The sequence below is a fragment of the Pilosibacter sp. YYHA0881 genome (assembly GCF_051602715.1).
GTDB classification, from domain to species: Bacteria; Bacillota; Clostridia; order Lachnospirales; family Lachnospiraceae; genus Alitiscatomonas; species Alitiscatomonas aceti.
Genome location: NZ_CP175657.1, coordinates 745,225 through 765,901 on the forward strand (window position 1 = coordinate 745,225; position 20,677 = coordinate 765,901).

General features: G+C 52.3%; 18 protein-coding genes and 3 pseudogenes. 2 read left to right on the top strand and 19 right to left on the bottom strand.

Features of this window, described 5'->3' with window-relative positions; genetic code table 11:
* Positions 1–40: 40 nt before the first annotated feature.
* The 6 genes and pseudogenes from ACI6NM_RS03615 to ACI6NM_RS03640 all read right to left on the bottom strand — a co-directional run bounded on the left by ACI6NM_RS03615 (position 41) and on the right by ACI6NM_RS03640 (position 5,809).
* Positions 41–1,444, bottom strand: coding sequence for a sugar transferase (locus ACI6NM_RS03615; protein ID WP_262426878.1), 1,404 nt, complete (start codon positions 1,442–1,444; stop codon positions 41–43).
* A 78-nt stretch (positions 1,445–1,522) separates the two neighbouring features.
* Positions 1,523–2,245 carry a hypothetical protein gene (locus ACI6NM_RS03620; RefSeq protein ID WP_022273105.1) on the bottom strand — a complete coding sequence of 241 codons (723 nt, stop codon included), beginning with the start codon at positions 2,243–2,245 and terminating at the stop codon, positions 1,523–1,525.
* 58 nt (positions 2,246–2,303) lie between these two features.
* Positions 2,304–3,380, bottom strand: coding sequence for an LCP family protein (locus ACI6NM_RS03625; protein WP_262426879.1), 1,077 nt, complete (start codon positions 3,378–3,380; stop codon positions 2,304–2,306).
* A gap of 155 nt (positions 3,381–3,535) precedes the next feature.
* Positions 3,536–4,243, bottom strand: a pseudogene (locus tag ACI6NM_RS03630) (CpsD/CapB family tyrosine-protein kinase); the annotation flags it as partial.
* An 8-nt stretch (positions 4,244–4,251) separates the two neighbouring features.
* Positions 4,252–5,053 (bottom strand): annotated as a pseudogene (locus tag ACI6NM_RS03635) (YveK family protein).
* Positions 5,054–5,077: 24 nt separating this feature from the next.
* Positions 5,078–5,809, bottom strand: a complete 732-nt coding sequence (locus tag ACI6NM_RS03640) for a CpsB/CapC family capsule biosynthesis tyrosine phosphatase (RefSeq protein WP_262426880.1) — start codon at positions 5,807–5,809, stop codon at positions 5,078–5,080.
* A 211-nt stretch (positions 5,810–6,020) separates the two neighbouring features.
* Here ACI6NM_RS03640 and ACI6NM_RS03645 point away from each other — a divergent pair, with 211 nt between their 5' ends.
* The gene (locus tag ACI6NM_RS03645; protein WP_022273100.1) at positions 6,021–6,374 is read left to right on the top strand and encodes a helix-turn-helix domain-containing protein; all 354 of its coding nucleotides are present in this window, start codon (positions 6,021–6,023) and stop codon (positions 6,372–6,374) included.
* Positions 6,375–6,496: 122 nt separating this feature from the next.
* On the opposite strand, the gene tsf is transcribed toward ACI6NM_RS03645, so the two are convergent.
* From tsf to ACI6NM_RS03700, 11 genes and pseudogenes are all read right to left on the bottom strand, one after another.
* Positions 6,497–7,438 carry a translation elongation factor Ts gene (tsf, locus tag ACI6NM_RS03650; RefSeq protein ID WP_022273099.1) on the bottom strand — a complete coding sequence of 314 codons (942 nt, stop codon included), beginning with the start codon at positions 7,436–7,438 and terminating at the stop codon, positions 6,497–6,499.
* A 74-nt stretch (positions 7,439–7,512) separates the two neighbouring features.
* Positions 7,513–8,247 carry a 30S ribosomal protein S2 gene (rpsB, locus tag ACI6NM_RS03655; protein ID WP_022273098.1) on the bottom strand — a complete coding sequence of 245 codons (735 nt, stop codon included), beginning with the start codon at positions 8,245–8,247 and terminating at the stop codon, positions 7,513–7,515.
* 224 nt (positions 8,248–8,471) lie between these two features.
* Positions 8,472–9,254, bottom strand: coding sequence for a GTP-sensing pleiotropic transcriptional regulator CodY (gene codY / locus ACI6NM_RS03660; protein WP_022273097.1), 783 nt, complete (start codon positions 9,252–9,254; stop codon positions 8,472–8,474).
* 148 nt (positions 9,255–9,402) lie between these two features.
* The gene (gene topA, locus ACI6NM_RS03665; RefSeq protein WP_262426881.1) at positions 9,403–11,481 is read right to left on the bottom strand and encodes a type I DNA topoisomerase; all 2,079 of its coding nucleotides are present in this window, start codon (positions 11,479–11,481) and stop codon (positions 9,403–9,405) included.
* Positions 11,482–11,488: 7 nt separating this feature from the next.
* Entirely contained in the window at positions 11,489–12,580 is a 1,092-nt protein-coding gene (gene dprA / locus ACI6NM_RS03670) for a DNA-processing protein DprA (protein ID WP_262426882.1), read from the bottom strand.
* Between the two features lie 10 nt (positions 12,581–12,590).
* A complete protein-coding gene (locus ACI6NM_RS03675; RefSeq protein WP_438501091.1) occupies positions 12,591–12,974 on the bottom strand; it encodes a magnesium chelatase subunit ChlI family protein in 384 nt (127 codons plus the stop codon).
* An 18-nt stretch (positions 12,975–12,992) separates the two neighbouring features.
* Positions 12,993–14,089: pseudogene (locus ACI6NM_RS03680) on the bottom strand (YifB family Mg chelatase-like AAA ATPase); the annotation flags it as partial.
* Positions 14,090–14,347: 258 nt separating this feature from the next.
* Entirely contained in the window at positions 14,348–15,289 is a 942-nt protein-coding gene (locus ACI6NM_RS03685) for an alpha/beta fold hydrolase (protein ID WP_262426884.1), read from the bottom strand.
* The gene (locus ACI6NM_RS03690; RefSeq protein ID WP_438501025.1) at positions 15,286–16,608 is read right to left on the bottom strand and encodes an ATP-binding protein; all 1,323 of its coding nucleotides are present in this window, start codon (positions 16,606–16,608) and stop codon (positions 15,286–15,288) included. The genes ACI6NM_RS03685 and ACI6NM_RS03690 overlap by 4 nt, the downstream gene beginning before the upstream one ends.
* 161 nt (positions 16,609–16,769) lie before the next feature.
* A complete protein-coding gene (locus tag ACI6NM_RS03695) occupies positions 16,770–17,471 on the bottom strand; it encodes a response regulator transcription factor (protein WP_262426886.1) in 702 nt (233 codons plus the stop codon).
* A 131-nt stretch (positions 17,472–17,602) separates the two neighbouring features.
* A complete protein-coding gene (locus ACI6NM_RS03700; protein ID WP_262426887.1) occupies positions 17,603–17,767 on the bottom strand; it encodes a hypothetical protein in 165 nt (54 codons plus the stop codon).
* Positions 17,768–17,955: 188 nt separating this feature from the next.
* Between ACI6NM_RS03700 and ACI6NM_RS03705 the strand changes: the two genes are divergently transcribed.
* A complete protein-coding gene (locus ACI6NM_RS03705) occupies positions 17,956–18,462 on the top strand; it encodes a hypothetical protein (protein WP_262426888.1) in 507 nt (168 codons plus the stop codon).
* 7 nt (positions 18,463–18,469) lie between these two features.
* Here the strand turns inward: ACI6NM_RS03705 and sigK are convergent, their stop codons facing one another.
* Together sigK and pepD are read right to left on the bottom strand one after the other, a co-directional pair.
* Positions 18,470–19,108, bottom strand: a complete 639-nt coding sequence (sigK, locus tag ACI6NM_RS03710; protein WP_022274039.1) for an RNA polymerase sporulation sigma factor SigK — start codon at positions 19,106–19,108, stop codon at positions 18,470–18,472.
* 123 nt (positions 19,109–19,231) lie between these two features.
* Positions 19,232–20,662, bottom strand: coding sequence for a beta-Ala-His dipeptidase (gene pepD / locus ACI6NM_RS03715; protein ID WP_262426889.1), 1,431 nt, complete (start codon positions 20,660–20,662; stop codon positions 19,232–19,234).
* Between the last annotated feature and the right edge of the window lie 15 nt (positions 20,663–20,677).

Below are 20,677 nucleotides of genomic sequence, written 5' to 3' on the forward strand. Positions count from 1 at the left end.
ACCTTTCATTATGCAATTTCCCAAAGTACTATATATTGTCTCATTCCTTCTCCACCTTCGTCGCCGCCATCTCCTCCAGCGCCGCTTCCTGTCCCATGGCCGTCGTTGCACCTTCCGCCACGCCTTCCGTGCTCTCTGGCATAAACAGGATCTTCACCGTAGCAAAGCAGATTCGCAGATCCTCCATGAAGCTGGGATTCGCAATATACATCAGATCCATCTGAAGCTTATCGTAGGGCGTTGTATTGTATTTCCCATATACCTGGGCGTAGCCTGTGAGTCCGGCCTTTGCCTGGAGCCTTAAGCGGAACTCCGGCAGCTCCTTTTCGTACTGCAGGGCGATCTCCTCCCGCTCCGGTCTCGGGCCCACGACGGAAAGATTTCCGGCCAGGATGTCCAGAAGCTGCGGAAGCTCGTCCACCCGGATCTTCCGGATGATCCGTCCCACAGGCGTGATCCGGCTGTCGTTGTCTCCGCTGGAAAGTCTGGCAACGCCGTCCTTTTCCGCGTCTACCCGCATGCTGCGGAATTTATGGATATAAAATTTCTTTCCGTTCTTTGTGAGGCGCTCCTGCTTATAAAATACCGGACCTCCATCCTCCCGTTTGATGGCGATGGCCGTTAAAAGGAAGATCGGAGACATCACGATCAGCGCCAGTCCGGCAGCCACAATATCAAAGGTCCGTTTTGCGATCAGATACCCCAGCGGCGGATTGTACCGGTCCGCCCGTAAGATCGGCAGATGGAACATATGTACCGGTTTCGTCCCGCTCATAAGAATGTCACCGATCCGCGGGATCACATAAACGCTGATGCTGTTGATGATACAGTATTTTAAAAGGATATTCCGCTCATGGCTGTGAACGCCGCTTAAAAATACGGCCTCCATTCCTTTCAGCATGTCCGGGTTTTTTACGCATTCCTCCGCATGGACCTTCAGCTGCACATCAAATTTTTTATCCATCCCGTATTCCCGGATCAGCTGGTCCATCCCTCTTCTTATATCATAAATGACTGCCGAACGCCGGGCCGGGAATGAGGCAAAATACCACCGGTGAGCTCCTACACACCAGATCACAGCCAAAACCATCTGTACCACAAAAACACAAAAGATTCCCAGAGGATTCATCCAGCGGCGCATCAGCAGGCATATGACCACATACATCATTCCATCGGAAATAATGGCCGCCAGAGCCTGGCTGTAAACCAGCTCTGAGATCCGGTTTGTGGAGATCATAAAGGCGTCGTAGACCTTTCCAAACAGGGCGTACATGAAAAAAAATAAACCCGAAAGGATATAACCTGTCCATTTCAAAGCTGTTGATCCCATAAATCCCACGTAAAACAGGCTCCATCCCAGAAAGAAGGCCGCCGTCAACGCCGCCACATTCAGACCCTTCACTGCCGGCAGGGTCAGATCGTGCTTTATGTTTTCTAATTTCATACTGTTCCCCTTTATCTTACTCGTACACCAGAAAAAAGAAACCGGGCGGTTCCAGCCGTGAAGCCGCCCGGATCCGTTTTAGATCCACCAGAGCTGCACGGTACAGGAACCGGGAGCGATGAATGTAACCTCACCTGTGGCCACATTAAACCTGGCCTCTGCCCGTTCCCAGCGGCCGGTTGCGTTGTTGTAATATACGGCCACCAGTTTCCTGGTTTCTTTATTTATCCCGCTGACCTGGAGCGTAACCTCCGTTGCCACCGCGTCGGTCTTTCCTGTGCTCTGGGAGCTGACGATCAGCGCTCTTGTATTTCCCAGCTTTTTATAGCCGGTCATGTCCTGCTCCGGGATCGCGGTCTCTGCTCCAGTCCCCTTATTTAACTGGTTGATCACATTGACAACGCCTTCTGGTAGTCCCGCTGTCTCCGCCGCGCCTGTGGCTATGGTAACGACCTGGTCTCCTACAACCGCTCCGCCGCCGAACTGCATGGATACCTGCTTTCCGTCTTCCGTTGTTTTATTGACCACCAGGCTCATGGTCACGCCGGAGGAGTCCTTGGAGGTCTGCCCCACCGAGGTCTGCTGTCCGTTGGGGGATACGACCACCGACGGCCTGGACGGCTGGGTAATGGCAGTTCCCGAGGTTCCATCTCCTCCTACTGTCTTGTCCTCGTAAACAGACTCTGAGGAACTGCTGTCGTCATCGTCGTTTTTCGGGCTGCTGCTGGCGCCGTAGGCCATGACCGGGATCATAGATAATGCCAGCGCAAGAGCCAGGGTCTTTACTAATTTCTTTTTCATTTCCATTTTCTCCTCTTCCTTTTTTTATGAATCAGCGTGCCGCTGTTCGATACATGTTTTATGCCTCCCGGTAAAAAAACTCCAGGAGAAGCTCTGTCATTGCGTCTTCGTCCACATGATATTCATCATACGTTTCCGTCACCACCGCCCTTCCGGGAAGTACATAAAAATGATCCGAAGTCAGATCTTCTGAAGCAAGGATATCCGCCGCCATGCCCATATACTGGTCCTTTGCCATATCTGTGATCATATATTCTTCCGTCAGTTCAAAAAGACGGGGAACTGTCTGGCTGTCTGTTTCTGCCATTTTCTGTGCCGCGTCAAAGAAGCCTGTGATAAACTCCTGGCTGCGCAACGTCCGATACAGCGCAGAATGATCCTCTTTTGTATCCCTGTAACGGACAAACTCCTCCGCCTGATCTCCTTTCAGGGTGATCCGGCTTCCTTCCTGGAACCGGGGATCCGCAGCGGAAAGCCCCGCCGGAATGGTAACTGTAACGCCTCCCACTGCCTCGTTTAATATTCCCACAGCGGAAAGATCGGTTGCCATGTAATGGTCCACGTGAAGTCCCTTAAACATCTCTTCCACTTCCCTGACCATGTTTTCACAGCTTTTCACATACCCGTCTCCATAGGAAAACGCCAGAGTAATGTGGTCGTATTCCTCATCCCGGACGGTTCCATCCCAGCTTACCGGGCTCAGGTATGTCATGGCATCTCTGGGGATCATTAAGATCTTAAGCCCATTTCTCGCCGTATCCCAGGCCGCAAGGAAGATCCCATCTGCCTGCCCCCGCTGTCCCGGCTCCTCACCTCCGGTCATGGTATTTTCCCGGTCCACCCCCATACAAAGGACTGCCTTCATATAGGTATTGCGCCGGTACTCCTTTCCATTCCAGGAAACGGCAGCCTCGGAAAGCATTTTTTCCGGATCCGGACCGGCTTCCGGTGGATCAGAAGACTCCCCTGCCGTATTCTGCTCCCAGGCGGCATGACGACTTTCGATCATTGCCTCTGCATCCTTCCGCTCCCGGTACAGCTTTACAGATACGCCTAAAAACACTGCCGCCCCAACACATCCGGCTGTGATCCCTAAAAGAGCGGCCCGTCTCCGGCCTTTTCTATACCGGCTCATTGAGACTCCCCATGTTCCGGGGCGGCTGACGGACATTCCAGTTCTTTATATTCTTCATCCATATCCGGCTCTATGACGCTGTTGGGAATTTCTGTCCGGGGCCGTGCCGCAGTGTGTTTCGCAGGCTCCAGCCGGCTGTATGAGCTCTCCTCATGCTCTGCATTTTCGTACCGGCCGTATTTTCCATACTTCCCATACTTCCTGTATTTCCCGTACCGTCCATAATATCCGCCGTTTCCAGAGTCCGCCTTATTTAATACGGCTCCCAGGATCCTGCACTGGGAACGCTTTAACTGCTCCACCACCTTCTGCTCCACTCTCCAACTGACGGCTCCGCTCTCAATGATCAGGACGGCTCCGTCACAATGTCTGGCTACAATGGCTCCGTCGATCAGTCCGGCCATGGGCGGGGTATCGATGATGATATAGTCATACGCTTCCCTGAGCTTTTTCACTGTATCTCCGAAAAGCTCCTCTTCAAGAAGCTCTGCCGGATTGGGAGAAAACGGTCCGGCAAAGATCAGATCCAGTCCCCTGGTGCTGGTGGTGTATAAGACCTCCTCCAGCCTTTTCTGTCCGCTTAAAAACTGGGACAATCCGTTCAGCTTGTTTTTTAACTGATACCGGTAAGTAAGGATCGACTTACGGATGTCCGCGTCGATCAGCAGCGTGCGTTTTCCGATCTGGGCCAGGGCCTCCGCTGTTGCAAAGGAAAGATCACTTTTTCCCTCACTGGGGATTGCGCTGGTAAACATAATGACCCTTACGCTGCTTCCGCAGAACTGAATGTTGGTACGCAGCGTTTTCACTGCCTCGGTATATTCGTAATCACTGGTCTTTCCCGGTTTCAATTCCAGATGCATATCTTCCATTACTCTTTTCCCCCCTTCCGTCTGGATCTGCCCTCCGGCTTCTGGCTTTCCTGATTCTCTCTGGGCGCAGTGCGGGCCTTCTTCTTTTTGGATTTCCGCTCAGCCTCCGCTCCCTTTCCATCCTCATTTCTCCTGGGAACGGATGCAAGGACCGTCAGATCCAGATACCGCTCCACATCCTCTTCTGTCTGGATCGTGTCATTCAGGATCATCTGCATGGCTGTGATCCCACAGGTAAGGACCAGGCCAAGGAGCGCTCCCAGCGCCGCATTTCTGGTGTTGCTGGGACTGGACTTCTGGGTGGGCACCTGCCCCTCCTCTATGATCTTTGGGGGGATCATTTCCATAATATCGCCGATGTAGCCGGAAGATACCGACGCGGTCCGGTCTACGATGGCCTTTGCCATCTGCGGATCCGGATCCGTAGCCGTGATCGCCAGGATACGGGTATCCGCAGGGTTATTGATCGAAATTTTCGATTTCAATATTTCATAGGAAATATTCAGATCCAGATCCCCAATGACCTCCTCCAGTACCGGACGGCTGGTGATGATCACCTTATAGTCCTGGGTCAGCTGGCTTCCGATCTGAAGATCCGCCAGGGATGTGAGGGTCGTTTCCTTCGATACGGCGTACATCATGGATGTAGACGTGTACATGGGAGTCGAGGGCGATCTTACTGAACGCAAAGCCCACAGTTCCCCCAAGAAAAGTCACAAGAATGATCAGCCAGAGCTTCTTTTTCCATACGCGGAAAAGCTCCAGCAGATCGATTTCCATTTCATTATTTCTGCTGTTCATCTCATTCTTCCCCTGTTGTTCATTCTATCTGACTGCACCGTCCTCCAGGATCCTCCTGGCATTTCCTTCCGTCAGACTTTTTTTGTATTCTGCATCCACATTTTTGTCCAGCCAGTCCAGCGCTCTCTTTATTTCCGGCGGCCGGTGATCCATCTGGTGCATATCGGTGCTTAAAAAATGGATCCGGTGCTCCCTGATCTGCTTCCGGCACCAGAATACGTCCCGGTCATACCATCGCCCCGTAAGGCTTTCATAATTGACCTGAAACAATGCGCCCATCTCCCGGAGACGCTCCAGCATCCCGCTTTCCCGGAGACATCCGTACCTCTCCGCATGGGCTAAAACAGGAATATACCCCAGACCACAAAGATTCCGGATCCCCCGGCTCATCCGTGAAAACGGCTCTGCCGGATTGAATTCCACAAGGATATAGCTGCTGTCTGCCAGGGTCAGGGCCTGTCCGCTCAAAAGCCTGTCGCCCAGATCCTCATGATAATAAAGCTCCTGACCCAGATACAGCTGAAAATCCGGGCAGCTCTTCCAGATCTCCGTCTGCACGCTTTTCAGAAGCTGTCTGTATTCATCTGGATCGCCCCGCCTGGAGAAATGGGGGGTGGCGATCACTGCGCGGATCCCCTGGCTGGCTGCTGAGACAGCCAGAGCGATGCTTTCTTTGAGATCCCTGGCTCCGTCGTCCACCCCCGGCAGGATATGCGCATGTATATCAATGATCTTTTTTCTGTCCAATTCCCGCAAAAATCTCACCTGTTCTCATGGTCTGCGCATTGCATTCCATATTTTTCATAAGGTACTCTACCACAGTATAAAAATAAATTCAAGGTTTTTTCGTTTAAAACAGGTGTTAAATGTATGTTTGGAACAGGTGTGATAGTTTTTTATATTCTGGTACTACTATTGAGCTGTTGGTTTAAAATTCCAGATTCATACAAAGAAAGTGAGGTCTCCCATGCAACTTTACGACCGGATCGCTGCCGGCGACCGTATCCGGCAGCGGCGGCTTCTTCTAGGAATGACCCAGGAAGAGCTCGCTGAAAAGATCGGACGCGCCTACAAATACTGCCAGGATATTGAACGCGGCAGCTGCGGCATGTCCATTGAAACCCTGATCCTTCTATCCTCAAGTCTGAATGTTACCATGGACTACATCATCTATGGATACGAAGACACCGAACCAAAGACTCCGGAACAGCTTTTGGAAATGGAAGCCGTCGAAGAACTCCTTGGGCACTGCAGCGAAAAAAAGCGCTCCTATGCCATGGAGCTTCTCCGGCTCTTTTTAAAGGCCTGCGACGAAAAATAGCCAGAAATGAAAAAAGCCCGCACCAGATCAATCTTCTCTGGTTCGGGCCATTTTCGTTAAAAAAAGAGCCCTGGATCCCTCCAGAGCTCTTAAAATCTTTCTATGCTGTTTTGACGGGAAGCTTACTGTCCCATCTGCTTTGCAACCTCTGCTGCAAAGTCCTCGTTCTTCTTTTCCATTCCCTCGCCGGTCTCGAAGCGGACGAACTTCTTAACAGCGATCTTTGCGCCGTTGGCCTTTGCAACCTCAGCCACATACTGGGATACGGACTGCTTGCCGTCCTCTGCCTTTACATAAACCTGGTCTAAGAGGCAGATCTCTTTCATTTCCTTGTTGATACGGCCCTGGATCATGCCCTGGATCACCTTCTCCGGCTTGGAAGCCTCCTTGGGATCGTTCATGATCTGCGCCATCAGGATGCTCTTCTCATGCTCGATGAAATCGGCGCTGATCTCGCTGCGGTCGGTATACTGGGGCTTTAAGGCTGCACACTGCATTGCCACGTTTCTTGCCATTTCCTTAACAGCGTCGTTTACAACGTCTGTCTCAACATCCACAAGAACACCGATCTTGCCGCCGGCATGGATATAGGAAGCAACGAAACCGTTCTCCTCCTTTACCTGCTCAAAGCGGCGGATGTTCATGTTCTCACCGATGATGGAGATCTGGGAGGACAGAGCCTCTTTTACGGTCATGGACGGATCCTTTTCCCATTTCTCTTCCATAAATGCATCCATATCTGCTGCGCTGGTGTTCAGAGCCTGGGCTGCAACGTCAGCTGCGTAGGTCTGGAACTTCTCGTTCTTTGCCACGAAGTCTGTCTCAGCGTTTACCTCTACAACTACTGCGCTCTTCTCGTCTGCAGAAAGGGCTGTAACAACGATACCCTCTGCTGCGATACGGCCAGCCTTCTTCGCTGCGCCTGCAAGTCCTTTTTCACGTAAGAACTCAACGGCCTTGTCCATGTCGCCTTCGGTAGCTGCAAGAGCCTTCTTGCAGTCCATCATTCCGGCGCCTGTCATTTCTCTTAATTCTTTTACCATTGCGGCTGTTACTGCTGCCATGTTCGTTTCCTCCGATTTATGAATATACTCAAACGGCCGGATTCCCACGGAAACCCGGCCGGCACTGCTGAGATTTAAGCCTCTGCAGACTCTTCCTCTGCAGCCATCTCTTCAACTGCTTCTGCTTCGCCCTGGTTTGCCTCGATCACTGCGTCAGCCATCTTGGACACGATCAGCTTAACGGCTCTGATGGCGTCGTCGTTACCCGGGATCACATAATCCAGCTCTTCCGGATCGCAGTTTGTATCAGCGATACCGATCAGCGGGATTCCCAGAGTGTGGGCTTCCTGTACGCAGATTCTTTCCTTCTTCGGATCTACAACAAAGATCGCATCCGGGATCTTCTTCATTTCCTTGATGCCGCCCAGGTTCTTCTCTAACTTCTCCCACTCTTTCTTAAGAGCGATTACTTCCTTCTTGGGAAGTACGTCGAAGGTTCCGTCCTCAGCCATCTTCTCGATCGCTTTTAATCTTGCGATTCTGGACTGGATGGTCTTGAAGTTGGTGAGCATGCCGCCCAGCCATCTCTCGTTTACATAGAACATGTTGCAGCGCTCTGCCTCTGTCTTGATGGCATCCTGGGCCTGCTTCTTTGTTCCTACGAACAGGATGGTGCCGCCGTCTGCAGCGATGTCAGCGATGGCCTTGTAAGCCTCGTCAACCTTGCCTACGGATTTCTGAAGATCGATGATGTAGATACCATTTCTCTCAGTGTAGATGTACGGAGCCATTTTGGGGTTCCATCTTCTTGTCTGGTGGCCGAAATGTACGCCGGCTTCCAGAAGCTGCTTCATTGAAATAACGCTCATTTTCTTTCCTCCATATGGTTTTTTTCTTCCGCCTGCATCTGACTTCCTCAAAGACCGCCGGTTTCGGCAGCACCATTTTCAGAATCCGCAGACGTGCATATTGTCAGCTTTTCAAATATAACATAAGTATTCCCGGTGTGCAAGTGTTTTTTCACATTCTTTTGCAAAAAAGAAAGCGCCGTCCGATACCGGAAGCGCCCTCTTTTCCATATTCCGCAGGCAGATTACTTGTTGCCCGTCTTTTTCAGGTTCTTTAACTCGTCAAAGATCACGTCGTTGAGGACCTTGATATACGTTCCCTTCATACCGGAGGACCGGGACTCAATGACACCGGCGCTCTCAAATTTCCTCAAAGCGTTTACGATAACGGAACGGGTGATGCCCACACGGTCTGCGATCTTGCTGGCAACCAGGATCCCTTCATTTCCGTCCAGCTCGTCGAAAATATGCGTGATGGCTTCCAGCTCTGAAAACGAAAGCGTGCTGATGGCCGATTTCACGATCTGCACCTTTCTGGTCTCCTCCGCGTTCTCCTCGTTGACGGAGCGCATCATTTCCAGTCCGACTACGGTGGTGCCGTACTCGCATAAAATGATATCGTCAATGTCGTACTGTTCGTCCGCTTTATAGATGAACAGTGTTCCAAGACGCTCTCCGGCAATATCGATGGGAGTAATGATCGCCTGGTACTTCTTTACATTTTCTTCTGCAAATCCCAGTGTGGCGAGATTTACGTTTTCTTTTGTGGAAAGTACGCTTAACAGACGTTCATTGAGCATTTTATCAATATAGCCGCCCACCTTGTCCTCGATCAGCTCATGGATCTCATCCACCTCCGGACAGATGCTCACTCCAAGAACCTTTCCCTTCTTACTGATCACCAGGATATTTGACAGTAAGATCTCGCTCAGTACCTTACAGATATCGTTGAATACCACTTTGTGAGAATTGTTGTTATGAAGTAATTTGTTAATTTTTCGGGTCTTGTCCAATAATTCCACACTCATTATCCGAAAACCTCCTTCTCTTCACAATATCGTATAGCAAAAATGTTCTTTCACGAGAATTGTAACACGATATTTCATGAATATCAAGACTTTTTCGTTTAATTAAGAAATATTTATCCTTTATTTCATAAAGGTGTCACATTTCCCCCTATGAGTCTTGTCTATTTTTCACAAAACCGCACTGTTCATTGGAGCATGCCAGCTTATTTCCCTTTTCAACCATATAGCTTCCGCATTCCGGACACTTCTCTCTGGACGGCTTCTGCCAGGAGATAAAATCGCACTCCGGATTGCCCTCGCAGCCGTAAAATTTTCTTCCCTTTTTCGTCTTTTTGATGACCACTTCTTTTCCGCATTTGGGACAGGGGGTTCCCGTTTTTTCAAAATACGGCTTCGTGTTGCGGCATTCAGGGAAGCCGGGACAGGCCAGGAACTTCCCGTGGGGGCCATATTTGATGACCATGCGCCTTCCACAGAGTTCACACAGCTCATCGGACTCCTCGTCGGCAATATGAACGGTTTCCAGGGTCTCCTTTGCTTCCTCAACTGCTTCGCAGAGATCCGGATAAAAGTTTCTTACAACAGTCTTCCAGCTGGTATTTCCCTCCCCCACGCTGTCCAGGAGGAATTCCAGGTTCGCTGTGAAGGTAAGGTCCACAATGCTGGGGAAGCACTGCTTCATGATCCGGTTTACCACCTCGCCCAGCTCCGTCACATAGAGATTCTTATTTTCTTTGGTGATGTACCGTCTCGACAGGATCGTGGTGATGGTGGGAGCATAGGTACTGGGACGTCCGATGCCCTGCTCCTCCAGAGCCTTTACCAGGGAGGCCTCCGTATAATGGGCCGGCGGCTGGGTAAAGTGCTGTGCGTCCTCCAGGCTTACCAGCTCCAGCTCCTGGCCCTTTTCCAGCTTTGCCAGAAGCTGGTTCTTTTCTTCCTTATCGTCAGCCTCCATATAGACTGACATAAAGCCGTCAAACTTCACCCTGGAGGCCGTCATGGTGAACTGGACTCCTTCTGCACCGATCTTTACGGATGTGGTCTCATAAACGGCTGCTGCCATGCGGCTGGCGGCAAACCGCTTCCAGATCAGCTGGTATAAGCGGAACTGGTCCCTGGACAGGGACTCCTTCACCTGCGTCGGGGTCAGGGCAATATTGGTAGGACGGATGGCCTCATGGGCATCCTGGATCTTTCCCGATGCCTTTTTCTCGCTCTCCCGCTGGGAAACGTACTGGCTGCCGTACTGCTCTTCAATGAAGGCTCTGGCCGTCTTGTCTGCCTCCTCGGCCACGCGGGTGGAGTCGGTCCTCAGATAGGTGATAAGACCGATGGTGCCATGGCCCTTCACGTCCACGCCCTCATATAACTGCTGGGCGACCCGCATGGTCTTCTGAGTGGAGAAATTCAGGGCCTTGGAGGCCTCCTGCTGCATGGTGCTGGTGGTAAATGGGATCGGGGGCTTTTTGGTCCTCTCTCCGTTTTTGATCTCCTCCACCAGGAATTTCTTTCCCTCCAGAAAGCTCCGGATCTCCTCCATTTCAGCACGGCTCCGGATCTCGGTCCTTCCGTTCTGGTCGTGGTGGAACCTGGCAGTCATGGGCTTCCTGGCTCCCGGAGCCTTAAGTCCCGCCTCCAGGCTCCAGTACTCCTCGGGGATAAAGGCCGCGATCTCGTCCTCCCGATCGCAGATCATCCGCAGGGCCACCGACTGGACACGGCCGGCGCTTAATCCCCTTTTTACCTTTTCCCAGAGGATCGGGCTGATGCTGTATCCCACCATACGGTCCAGCATACGCCTGGCCTGCTGGGCGTCCACCAGATTCATATCGATGGCTCTGGGCTCCTTTAAGGATGTTTTCACCGCGTTTTTCGTGATCTCATTGAAGCTGATCCGATATACCTTTTTATCCTTCACCTCATCCAGCTTCAGCGCCTTTAACAGATGCCAGGAGATGGCTTCCCCCTCCCGGTCCGGGTCCGTTGCCAGATAGATCTTATCGGCCTTCTTGACTTCCTTTCTCAGCCTGGCAAGGACCTCGCCCTTTCCACGGATCGTAATATATTTCGGTTCAAAATCGTTGTTCACATCAATGCCGAACTGGCTTTTGGGAAAATCCCGTACATGACCGCCGGACGCGTCCACCTCATAGCTGGATCCTAAAAATTTCTTAATAGTTTTCACCTTTGCAGGAGACTCTACGATCACAAGATTACTGGCCATACCAACCTCACAACTTTCTGCAATAATATTGATCCCCGTTCCCCTGGACCATTCCCATCAATTCCAGTTTCAGCAAACATTCCATTGTTTCCGTGACGGATAAGCCGCACGCATCCATGATCTCTTCCAGGGTTCCGGACCGCGAATCTAAGAAACTATACACCATATTTTCATTCTTTGCAAGCCTCTTTTCTGTTTTTTTATCAGCCCTTGTCTTTTTTTCAAATTTTATCCCAAAGGCTTCCAGCACATCCTCCGGTCCCAGGCAGACGGCGGCTCCGTTCTGGATCAGCCGGTTGCAGCCGCGGCTTAGGGGATCTGTGATCCGCCCCGGGACGGCAAATACCTCTTTCCCCTGCTCCAGAGCCAGGTCGGCAGTGATCAGGGAGCCGCTTTTTTCCCTGGCCTCCACCAGGATGACTGCGTCCGAAAGGCCGCTGATGATCCGGTTCCTCATGGGAAAATTCATGGGAAGGGGGCTGGTCCCAGGCACAAATTCCGACAGGACGCCTCCCTGGAGCTCCATTTTTTTAAACAACCCGTAATTCTCCCGGGGATAGCACCGGTCGGCTCCGCAGCCCAGGACCGCAAAGGTCTTCCCTCCCGCCTCCAGCGCGCCCTTATGGGCCGCTCCGTCGATGCCCAGGGCCAGGCCGCTGATCACCTGGACGCCAGCCTCCGCCAGACGGAAGGCCAGCCGCTCTGCGGTCTGACGGCCCAGCTCCGTGCAGCTTCTGGCCCCTACGATGGCCGCCGTAAACCGGTCCTTTGCCGGAAGGGTTCCCCGGACGAACAGCCCTGCCGGACGGTCCCTGAAGGGAAGGAGCCGTCCGGGGTATCCCTCCTCCCACCAGGCAATAAACCGGAGCCCTCTTTTTTCCAGGGCTGCAAAGTCCTCCCGGAGCTCTTCTTCCCGCAGCCGGGCTTCCAGAAGCCCGGAAAGTCTTCCATGGCTTAAAAGCCCCGACCGCTCCAGCTCCCTTTTTTCCGCCTTCCATATGTGCTCATAGCTGCCAAAATGTTCATACAGCCTTTGGGCTGTGACTGCTCCGGTCCCGGCTGCGTGAAGGAGCAGATAAAGGTATTCTTTTTCTGTCATGATCCTCCCCCTAACCGTTTTTCCAGTACCGCTGCCGGATCCGCACATAGGATACGGCCTCGCTGAGATCCTTTGTGAGGATCTGCTCCCGGCCGTCCAGATCCGCCGCCGTCCGGGCCACCTTCAGGATCTTCCCGTACATCCGGATGGAAATTCCCAGGCTGAAAAAAATATGCTCCATGAATTCACTTTCTTCCTTATTAAGTGGGCAGAACCGGCGGATCTGTCCTCCTCCCATCTCCCCGTTGCACCGGATGGAAAGCCCCTTGAAACGCTCTCTCTGGATGGCCCGGGCCGCCTCTACCCTGGCGCGGATGGATGCCGAGCTCTCATTTTCCGCCTTCCCCTCCATCTCCTCATAGGTCACTGCCTGGGCCTCCACGCAGATATCCATCCGGTCCAGGAGCGGCCCGGAGATCTTTCCCAGATACCGGCTCACCTCCCCTGCGGTACAGGTGCATCTGGACAGGTCCGGATAGTGTCCGCACCTGCATGGATTCATGGCCGCCACAAGCTGGAAATCAGCCGGATAGCTGCACGTTCCGTAAACCCGGGAGATGGTGACCTGGCGCTCCTCCAGAGGCTGTCTCAGGGCCTCCAGGGCCCCCGGCTCATTTCCGGAAGCTCGTCCAGAAACAGGATCCCTCCGGTGGCCAGAGATATCTCCCCGGGCTTTGGCCGGCTCCCCCCGCCGGTCAGGGCCTGGGCCGATACCGTATGATGGGGCGCCCGGAAGGGCCGTCTCCGGATCAGAGGCTCCTCCCCGCTAAGAAGGTTGCAGACACTGTATATTTTTGAAATTTCGATCCGTTCCTCCTGGGTCATTGCCGGAAGGATCGTCGCAAGCCTCCGGGCCACCATGGTCTTTCCAGATCCCGCCGGGCCGATCATCAGGAGATTGTGCATCCCGGCCACCGCCACCTCAGCCGCCCGCCGCAAAACCTTCTGCCCATTAACCTCTGAAAAATCCCCGGCGTATTTCTCCTGTCCCGGGTCTGTTCCCGGCCTTTCCCGGCGCTCATACTCCTTTATGGGACCCGCTCCCTTAAGGAGCTCCATAAGGCTCTTAAGATCCCCAGCTCCCACCAGGCCGATCCCCTGGATCATGGACGCCTCCTCCAGATTCTCTTCTGGCAGGAACAGCCGCGTAAACCCCAGCTCCCGGGCCCGGACCGTAAGGGTAAGGGCTCCCGGGATCCCCTTGATCCGGCCGTCCAGCCCCAGCTCCCCCAAAAACAGCCACGTTTCCTCCGGGGACGGGATGATCCCGTAGGCCGTCAGGATCGCCGCCGCAATGGCAAGATCAAAGCCCGTTCCCTCCTTTCTCAGATCCGCAGGGGAAAGGTTGATGGTCACCTTTCTGGGCGGCAGCTCCACTCCCAGGTTCCGGATGGCCGTCCGGACCCGGTCCTGGGCCTCCCGCACCTCAGAGGCCAGGTATCCCACAAAGGACCAGCCGGGAAGGCCTCCGCTCACATCTGCCTCCACAGACACCTGGGTCCCCCACATGCCCTGGAGATAAATACTATTCACTTTTCCAAACAAGTCTTATCTTCCCTTCTTTCCGAAATACGCCGCAGCTTTGCGGCATGCTCCATATTTTTGTCCTCTGGTCTTCATGGAAATTCTCTGATCGCTTTTGAAATGAATAAAGAGTTTATTTGAAATCATCTTAGAAAGCTTTTGTCTTATTCCTACTATACCGGATGCCGGCTGGAATTTCAAGCCTTATTTTAACCCGGGGCGGCTACAGCCCCGGGCCCGGTTTTAACTATTCTGTTCCTCCAGATGCCCCAGAATCCAGGAAAGAAGATCCTCCCGTACCTCCTCCCGGTTGGTCTCATTGAACAGCTCATGGCGGGCGTCCTTATAAAAGCCCAGGGTAATATCCCGGCAGCCTGCGTCTGAAAACCGCTTATACACCTTTCTGACGCCTCTTTCGTTTTCTCCCACCGGATCCCGGTCCCCGGAAAGCAGAAGAAGGGGCATGTCCGTCCGCATCCTTCCCAGCTGTTCTGCCCGCTGGTCCATGAGGATCACCCGGAAAAAATCCCGGTAGGCCCCGGCAGTAAAAAGGAACTGGCAGTACGGATCTGCTTCAAAGCTCCTGGCCTTTTCCATATCCCTGGTAAGCCAGTCGTGGTCCGTCTGTACCGGCCAGAATTTCCGGTTATAATTTCCCAGGGACAGCTCGTGGAGCAGACGGCTCCGGCTGCGGCTCCCCCTTATGGCGCTCACCAGAGACGCCAGACACCATCCGGCAAATACCATTCCCTCCGGCTGGGAGCCCGTCCCCATGAGGATCACGCCGTCGGGCCCGTCCTCATAGACGGTCAGGGTCCGCCTCACCATAAATGAGCCCATGCTGTGGCCCAGAAGGAACAGCCGCTTTCCTCTGTATCTCCTTTTTCCATAAAGCGTCAGCCTGCGCACGTCCTTCACCAGTGAAAGCTCCCCATCCCTGTCTCCAAAGTATCCCAGATCCTCTTTTTCCGCCGCAGTTCTTCCATGGCCCAGATGGTCGTGGCCATAGACGGCGATCCCCCGGTCTGCCAGCCATTCTGCCGTTTCCCGGTAGCGCCCCGTATGCTCCATCATCCCGTGGACGATCTGTACGGCTCCCAGGATCTCCCCGTCCGGCAGCCATTCCATACAATGGAGCCTGGAGTGTCCATCGCTGGACGGAAGGTAAAATTCCCGTTGATTCATTCCTTTTCTCCTCCTTTCAAAATGCCATCCTCCCTTTCTGGCTCCATGGCTGCCCTTCCTTCCTCCGCTGGAAGTACGCAGGTGAATACCGCTCCTCCGACAGCCCGGTTTTCAGCCATAAGTTCTCCGCTCATGCTTCTGGCCGCAGTACGCGCGATTGCCAGACCGATCCCGAAAATTCCGCCTTTTCCTTTATAGCATCTTTCGAAAATATGCGGAAAATCTTCTGGAGAAATCCCTTCTCCGTCATCTGCAACCCGGATCCGTACTGCTCCGCCCCCCTTCTGTACCTCCACCCCTACATTTTTCCTTGCATAGCGGATCGCATTGGTCAGAAGATTATCCATGATTGTTGCCAGAAGTTCCTCATCTGCCCATACCCTCATTTCATGATCAAACGAGAATAGCCGCAGTGTGACCCCCTTGTCCATCGCCAGTCCATTCACTCGATCCAGACAGTCTTCCACCGCTTCATCCACATATAAAAGTTCTGGGGAGGCAGTTTTTTCTCCATTTTCCATCCGTGACAAAGTCAAAAGACGATTGACAAGCTCCGTAAGTCGTCTGCTCTCTTCCAAAATAATATGGGCGGCGGATCCCGGTTCCTTCAAGAAGCCCTGTTCAATCCCCTGGGCATAGCCGCTGATGGACATCAGCGGATTTCTCAATTCATGGGACACATTCTGAAAAAATTCTCTCTGGACCCGGTCCGCCTTCTCCAGTTCAATAGCCATCCGGTTCATTGAAACACGAAGCCATTCCAGCTCTGTCAGTTCAAACGCACTGCCAATCCGGCAGAATTCTCCTTTTCCGATCATCTCCGCCCCTTTACAAAGATGATCCAGCTGTTTCGTAACATTCTTCACCGCAATCCAGATTCCCACCACCACAAACAGAGACAGGCCCAGAGAGATCGCCATTACCAGTCTTCCCGCCCCGTTGACCCAGCGGCTGATTCCAGAGGTCTGGCAGAAAAACACCAGATATCGGATCCTTGGAATCTCTTTGGGAAGCTCATATACGTTTACAAGAAACGTATCCCCTGCTTTTGTCAGTAATTCTTCCGTTCCTTCCCAGCTTCCTGCGGAAATGAATGCCTTACACTCCTGGGCAAGCTCTCTGACCTCTTCTCTCTCCTCTTCATGCTTCGGGTACACTACATTTAAACCAGGTTCAAGGATCAACATCCTGGCACTTCCTCCCATTTTCCTCACCAATGGGCTCACTGCCTTTAAAAATTCCTGCACCCGGATGTCTATTTCCTCGTTTGAGTTTCCATAAAGCCTGTTTTTTACCAGGGGCATCACGTTTTTTTTCAAATTCTCCAGTTCCTTCCCAGCTTCCTGATAGGCGTATTCCTTAGCCGTATATCGGAAAACCAGAAAAAATACAAGGGGGAGACATATCATCATGACCGCTGCCGGGATCAAGATTCCTTCCAGAATTGTCCTGCTATGTTTTATCTTTCTTTTTCTCATTTCTATTCCTCTGCAGATGAAAGGCGGAAACCATACCCCCATACCGTTTCTATCCGTATTGACCCCTGCCTCTGCCGGAGCTTTCTTCTCAATCTTTTTACAAGATCATCCACCGCCCTTGGGTCTGTCTGCCATTCCACCTGCCATAAAACCTTCAGCAGCTCTTCCCGGCTCACAGCCCGTTCTCGATTTTCTAATAGGTATACCAAAAAATCAAATTCTGTAGGAGTAAGCGGAAATTCCGCTCCATCCAGCTCAGCGATCCTCAGCCCTGGCGTGACCGAAAGGCCTCCAAAAACCAGCCTCTGTCCCTTCTCTTCCCTGGCCGGTCTGCTTCCATGACTTCTTCTCAGTATCGCGCGGATCCTGGCCACCAGCTCCAGCGGCAGAAATGGTTTAACCAGATAATCATCACTGCCCAGATTCAGACCTGTAACACGGTCATAGGGACTATCTTTCGCGGAAACAATAAGAATAGGGAGATCCGGAGCCTCTCTCCGAAGCACCGAGCATGCGCTGAATCCATCTGTTCCGGGCATCATCACATCCAGGATCACCAGATCCGGCATTTTTTCCCCGCATACATCCAGCAGCGTTTTCCCGTCCGGGAACGTTTTAACAGAAAACCCCTCTTCTGTAAGAGCCGCTTCCATCAGATCCCGGATATTTTTCTCATCATCTGCAAGATAGATCATCTGTGACATATTTATCCTCCCATTATGCCTGTTTATCTTTATATCATACCACCATCCAAATAAATAGGGTAGAGGGAGAATAAGTTTTCTCGCCCCTCCCATTGAACCGTACATACGGGTCTCGTATACGGCTCTACAACTTATATTCTAACTTTAACTAAGTAATAGGATAAAGGATTGAACAGACCAGCTCCATCTCTTATCCTATTTTCAAGTAAATCTTTGCTGATAATGAAATTCATTACGTTCATTCCACTTCTTCTGTACCATCCAAGTCTGGAATTAGCAACCTTAAATTCTTCCATGAACCGCTTCATCATTCCGATTCTGAAATAATTTATCCAGCAAGATTAGTGCCATGCTCAGCACACTTTGAAAAGAACTGCCGCAATTCTGCCGCAGTTCTCCCCTCGAAATGACCCCCTTTTATGAAGTATGATTACACCATCCGATGGGAAACAAAAATCAACCCACCGTGAAAGGAGATATTATTATGAAACAGATGAAGAATTTACGTACACTGACATTGGCCGCCGCAATGTGCCTTGGCCTCTCCTTCTCAGCCCTGGCCGCAGAAACACCTGCCGAAACCACCAAAACAGTTTCTGTATCCCGCCAGGAATTGGCGCCTTACCGCGATTCCATGAAGGAAAATTGTGATGTCCTTAAGAATCTCATGATTTCAAACCGCGAGCTGTCCACAAAAGTAAAGGAAGCCCAGAAGGAATTAAAGCAGTCTGGCGCTCTGACCGACGAGATAAACGCTGAATTAAAGGAAATGTCCCAGCTGATCCAGGCTCAGAGAGTCTCGCTTACAGAGAAAAGAGAAGCCGTGATTGCGCTCAGAGCCTCTGGAAAGGAAAGTGCGGCAGCAAAAGACACAGAAGCCACAAAAAGTGCACTGGAGCAGGTCATCGCACTTCAGGCCGACCAGATTTCACTCCAGGAAGACCTCTCCAAACTTCTGGAGGAAAAGCTCGCTCTGTTTACCGCAGAGTAGGTCTTCCCTACGCCGTATACCCATCCCTTTGGAATTCCTCGCGCAGTTTCTCCACCGCCCTTTTCTCGAGCCTTGAGACGTAGGACCTGGAGATCCCCAGCTGCCCGGCGATCTCCCTCTGGGTGTGCTCCTTAGAGCCGAAAAGGCCGTATCTCAGACGGATCACGGTCTTTTCGGTATCTTTCAGATTCTGTTCATAGGCCTCGTAAAGCTTTCTCACATCCTCCTTCAGGATGACCTGCTCCACTGCCTCCTTCCCTTCCATCTCCAGAATATCCATGAGGCTCACGGTCTCGCCGTCCTTGTCGGTACCGATGGGGTCATAAATAGAGACCTCTTTGGAAAATTTTTTCCCGGCCCTGAAAAGCATCAGGACCTCATTCTCTACACACCTGGCCGCGTAGGTGGCCAGTCTCGAGCCCTTCTCCATATTATAGGAATCCACCGCCTTGATGAGGCCGATGGTCCCCACAGACAGAAGATCCTCGGTCTCATAGCCGGAGTTCTGGTATTTTTTTATGACATGGGCCACCAGACGCATGTTCCGGCTGATCAGCACGTTCCTTGCCTCCCGGTCACCCTCTTTGTACTGCCGGAGGTACTCTCTTTCTTCCCTGGCTGTTAATGGCTGCAAAAACGTCTTCAAAGAAAGCCACCTTAGAGCATTATTAATCTATCTTATGCTCAGGCGGCTTTCCAGGTGCTTTTACATATTTTTATTTTCCATATAAGGAATGTTTCCCGGCAGAAGAGTCGTTCCCATGACCGTTTATAAGCGTTCCAGGAGGTTCTTCAGAACCTCAAAGGTCTGGTCAAAGGACTTCAGGTTCATCTGCTCCTGGGGCGTATGGGCGCCGTCGGTCTCGGCTCCCAGGGTCACCACATCAAGGCCCGGGATCATGTCGCAGAACACTCCGCACTCCAGGCCGCCGTGGGTGGCCAGAAGCTCCATCTCCGTCCCCTTCACCTCTTTATATGCCTTTAAAAGCGTATTTCTGAGGGCTGAATCCGGATTGAATTCCCAGGACGGGAACTTGCTGTATACGTCCACGGTCATATCGTAGATACCGGCCAGGATGCACAGTTCCTTTTCCATCTGGTCCCGCCAGGACATTTTTTCTGCCCGGAGGGAATACTGGAACTCCACATAATCCTCCTTACACCGTACAGACGCCAGGTTTTCTGACGCCACCGGAAGGTTCTCGATCTGAAGGCTCCTGTGGCGGAGTCCCGTGGGCAGGAGGTACATAAGATCCACCAGGTCTGCGCTGGTCTCTTCGCTCATGGCCCTGGTGCAGGCAGCCGTCTCCAGTGTCACTGAAAGCTCCGACTCCTGGAATTTCAGCTCATTCCGGATCTCAGCCGTTATGGACTCCATGGCCCTTTCGATCTGCTCCCTGGGCGCTCCGCTGGCAAACACAGCCTCGCATTCCCTGGGAATGGCGTTGTTCTTTAAGCCGCCGTCCAGGCTTACGATCCGAAGATCCGAGCTTCCGGAGATCTCCTTTAAGATCCGTCCGCAAATCTTTAAGGAATTGCCCAGCTCCAGGATGATGCAGCTTCCGGAATGGCCTCCCTTTAAGCCTGTGATGAACAGACGGTAGGCCGGAAGGGCACAGTCCTCATATTCCACAGGCTTTTTAAGGCCCACCATCTCGCCTCCGGCGCTGGTGGTGCACGTTCCCTTTCCGCGTCCGCCGAAATCCAGGTTCACATATTTTTTCGCCGTAAAATACTCCGGCTTTAACGCAAAGGCCCCGTTTAAGCCTACCTCCTCCTGGACTGTAAAGGCACATTCCAGGGCCGGGTGGGGAGTATCCATATCCAGAAGCGCCAGCATGTAGGCGCAGCCCATGCCGTCGTCGGCTCCCAGGGTCGTGCCTCTGGCCTTTAAGATCCCGTTTTCAATGTAAAGATCAATGGGATCCCGGTCAAAATCATGGGTGCAGTCCGCATTCTTTTCGCAGACCATGTCTGTATGTGCCTGGAGGATCACCGCGCCGTGGTCCTCATAGCCCGCAGACGCCGGCTTATAGATCACCACATTGCCGATGGTATCTCTTTTATAGTCCAGGCCTCTGGTCCTGGCAAAGTCCTCCAGGTAGTCTGATACCCGTTCCTCCTTAAAGGAAGCCCTGGGGATCCTGGAGAGTTCCTCAAAATATTTCTGATGCAGCTTTTCATGATCCAGTACGTTCATATGGTTTCTCCCTTC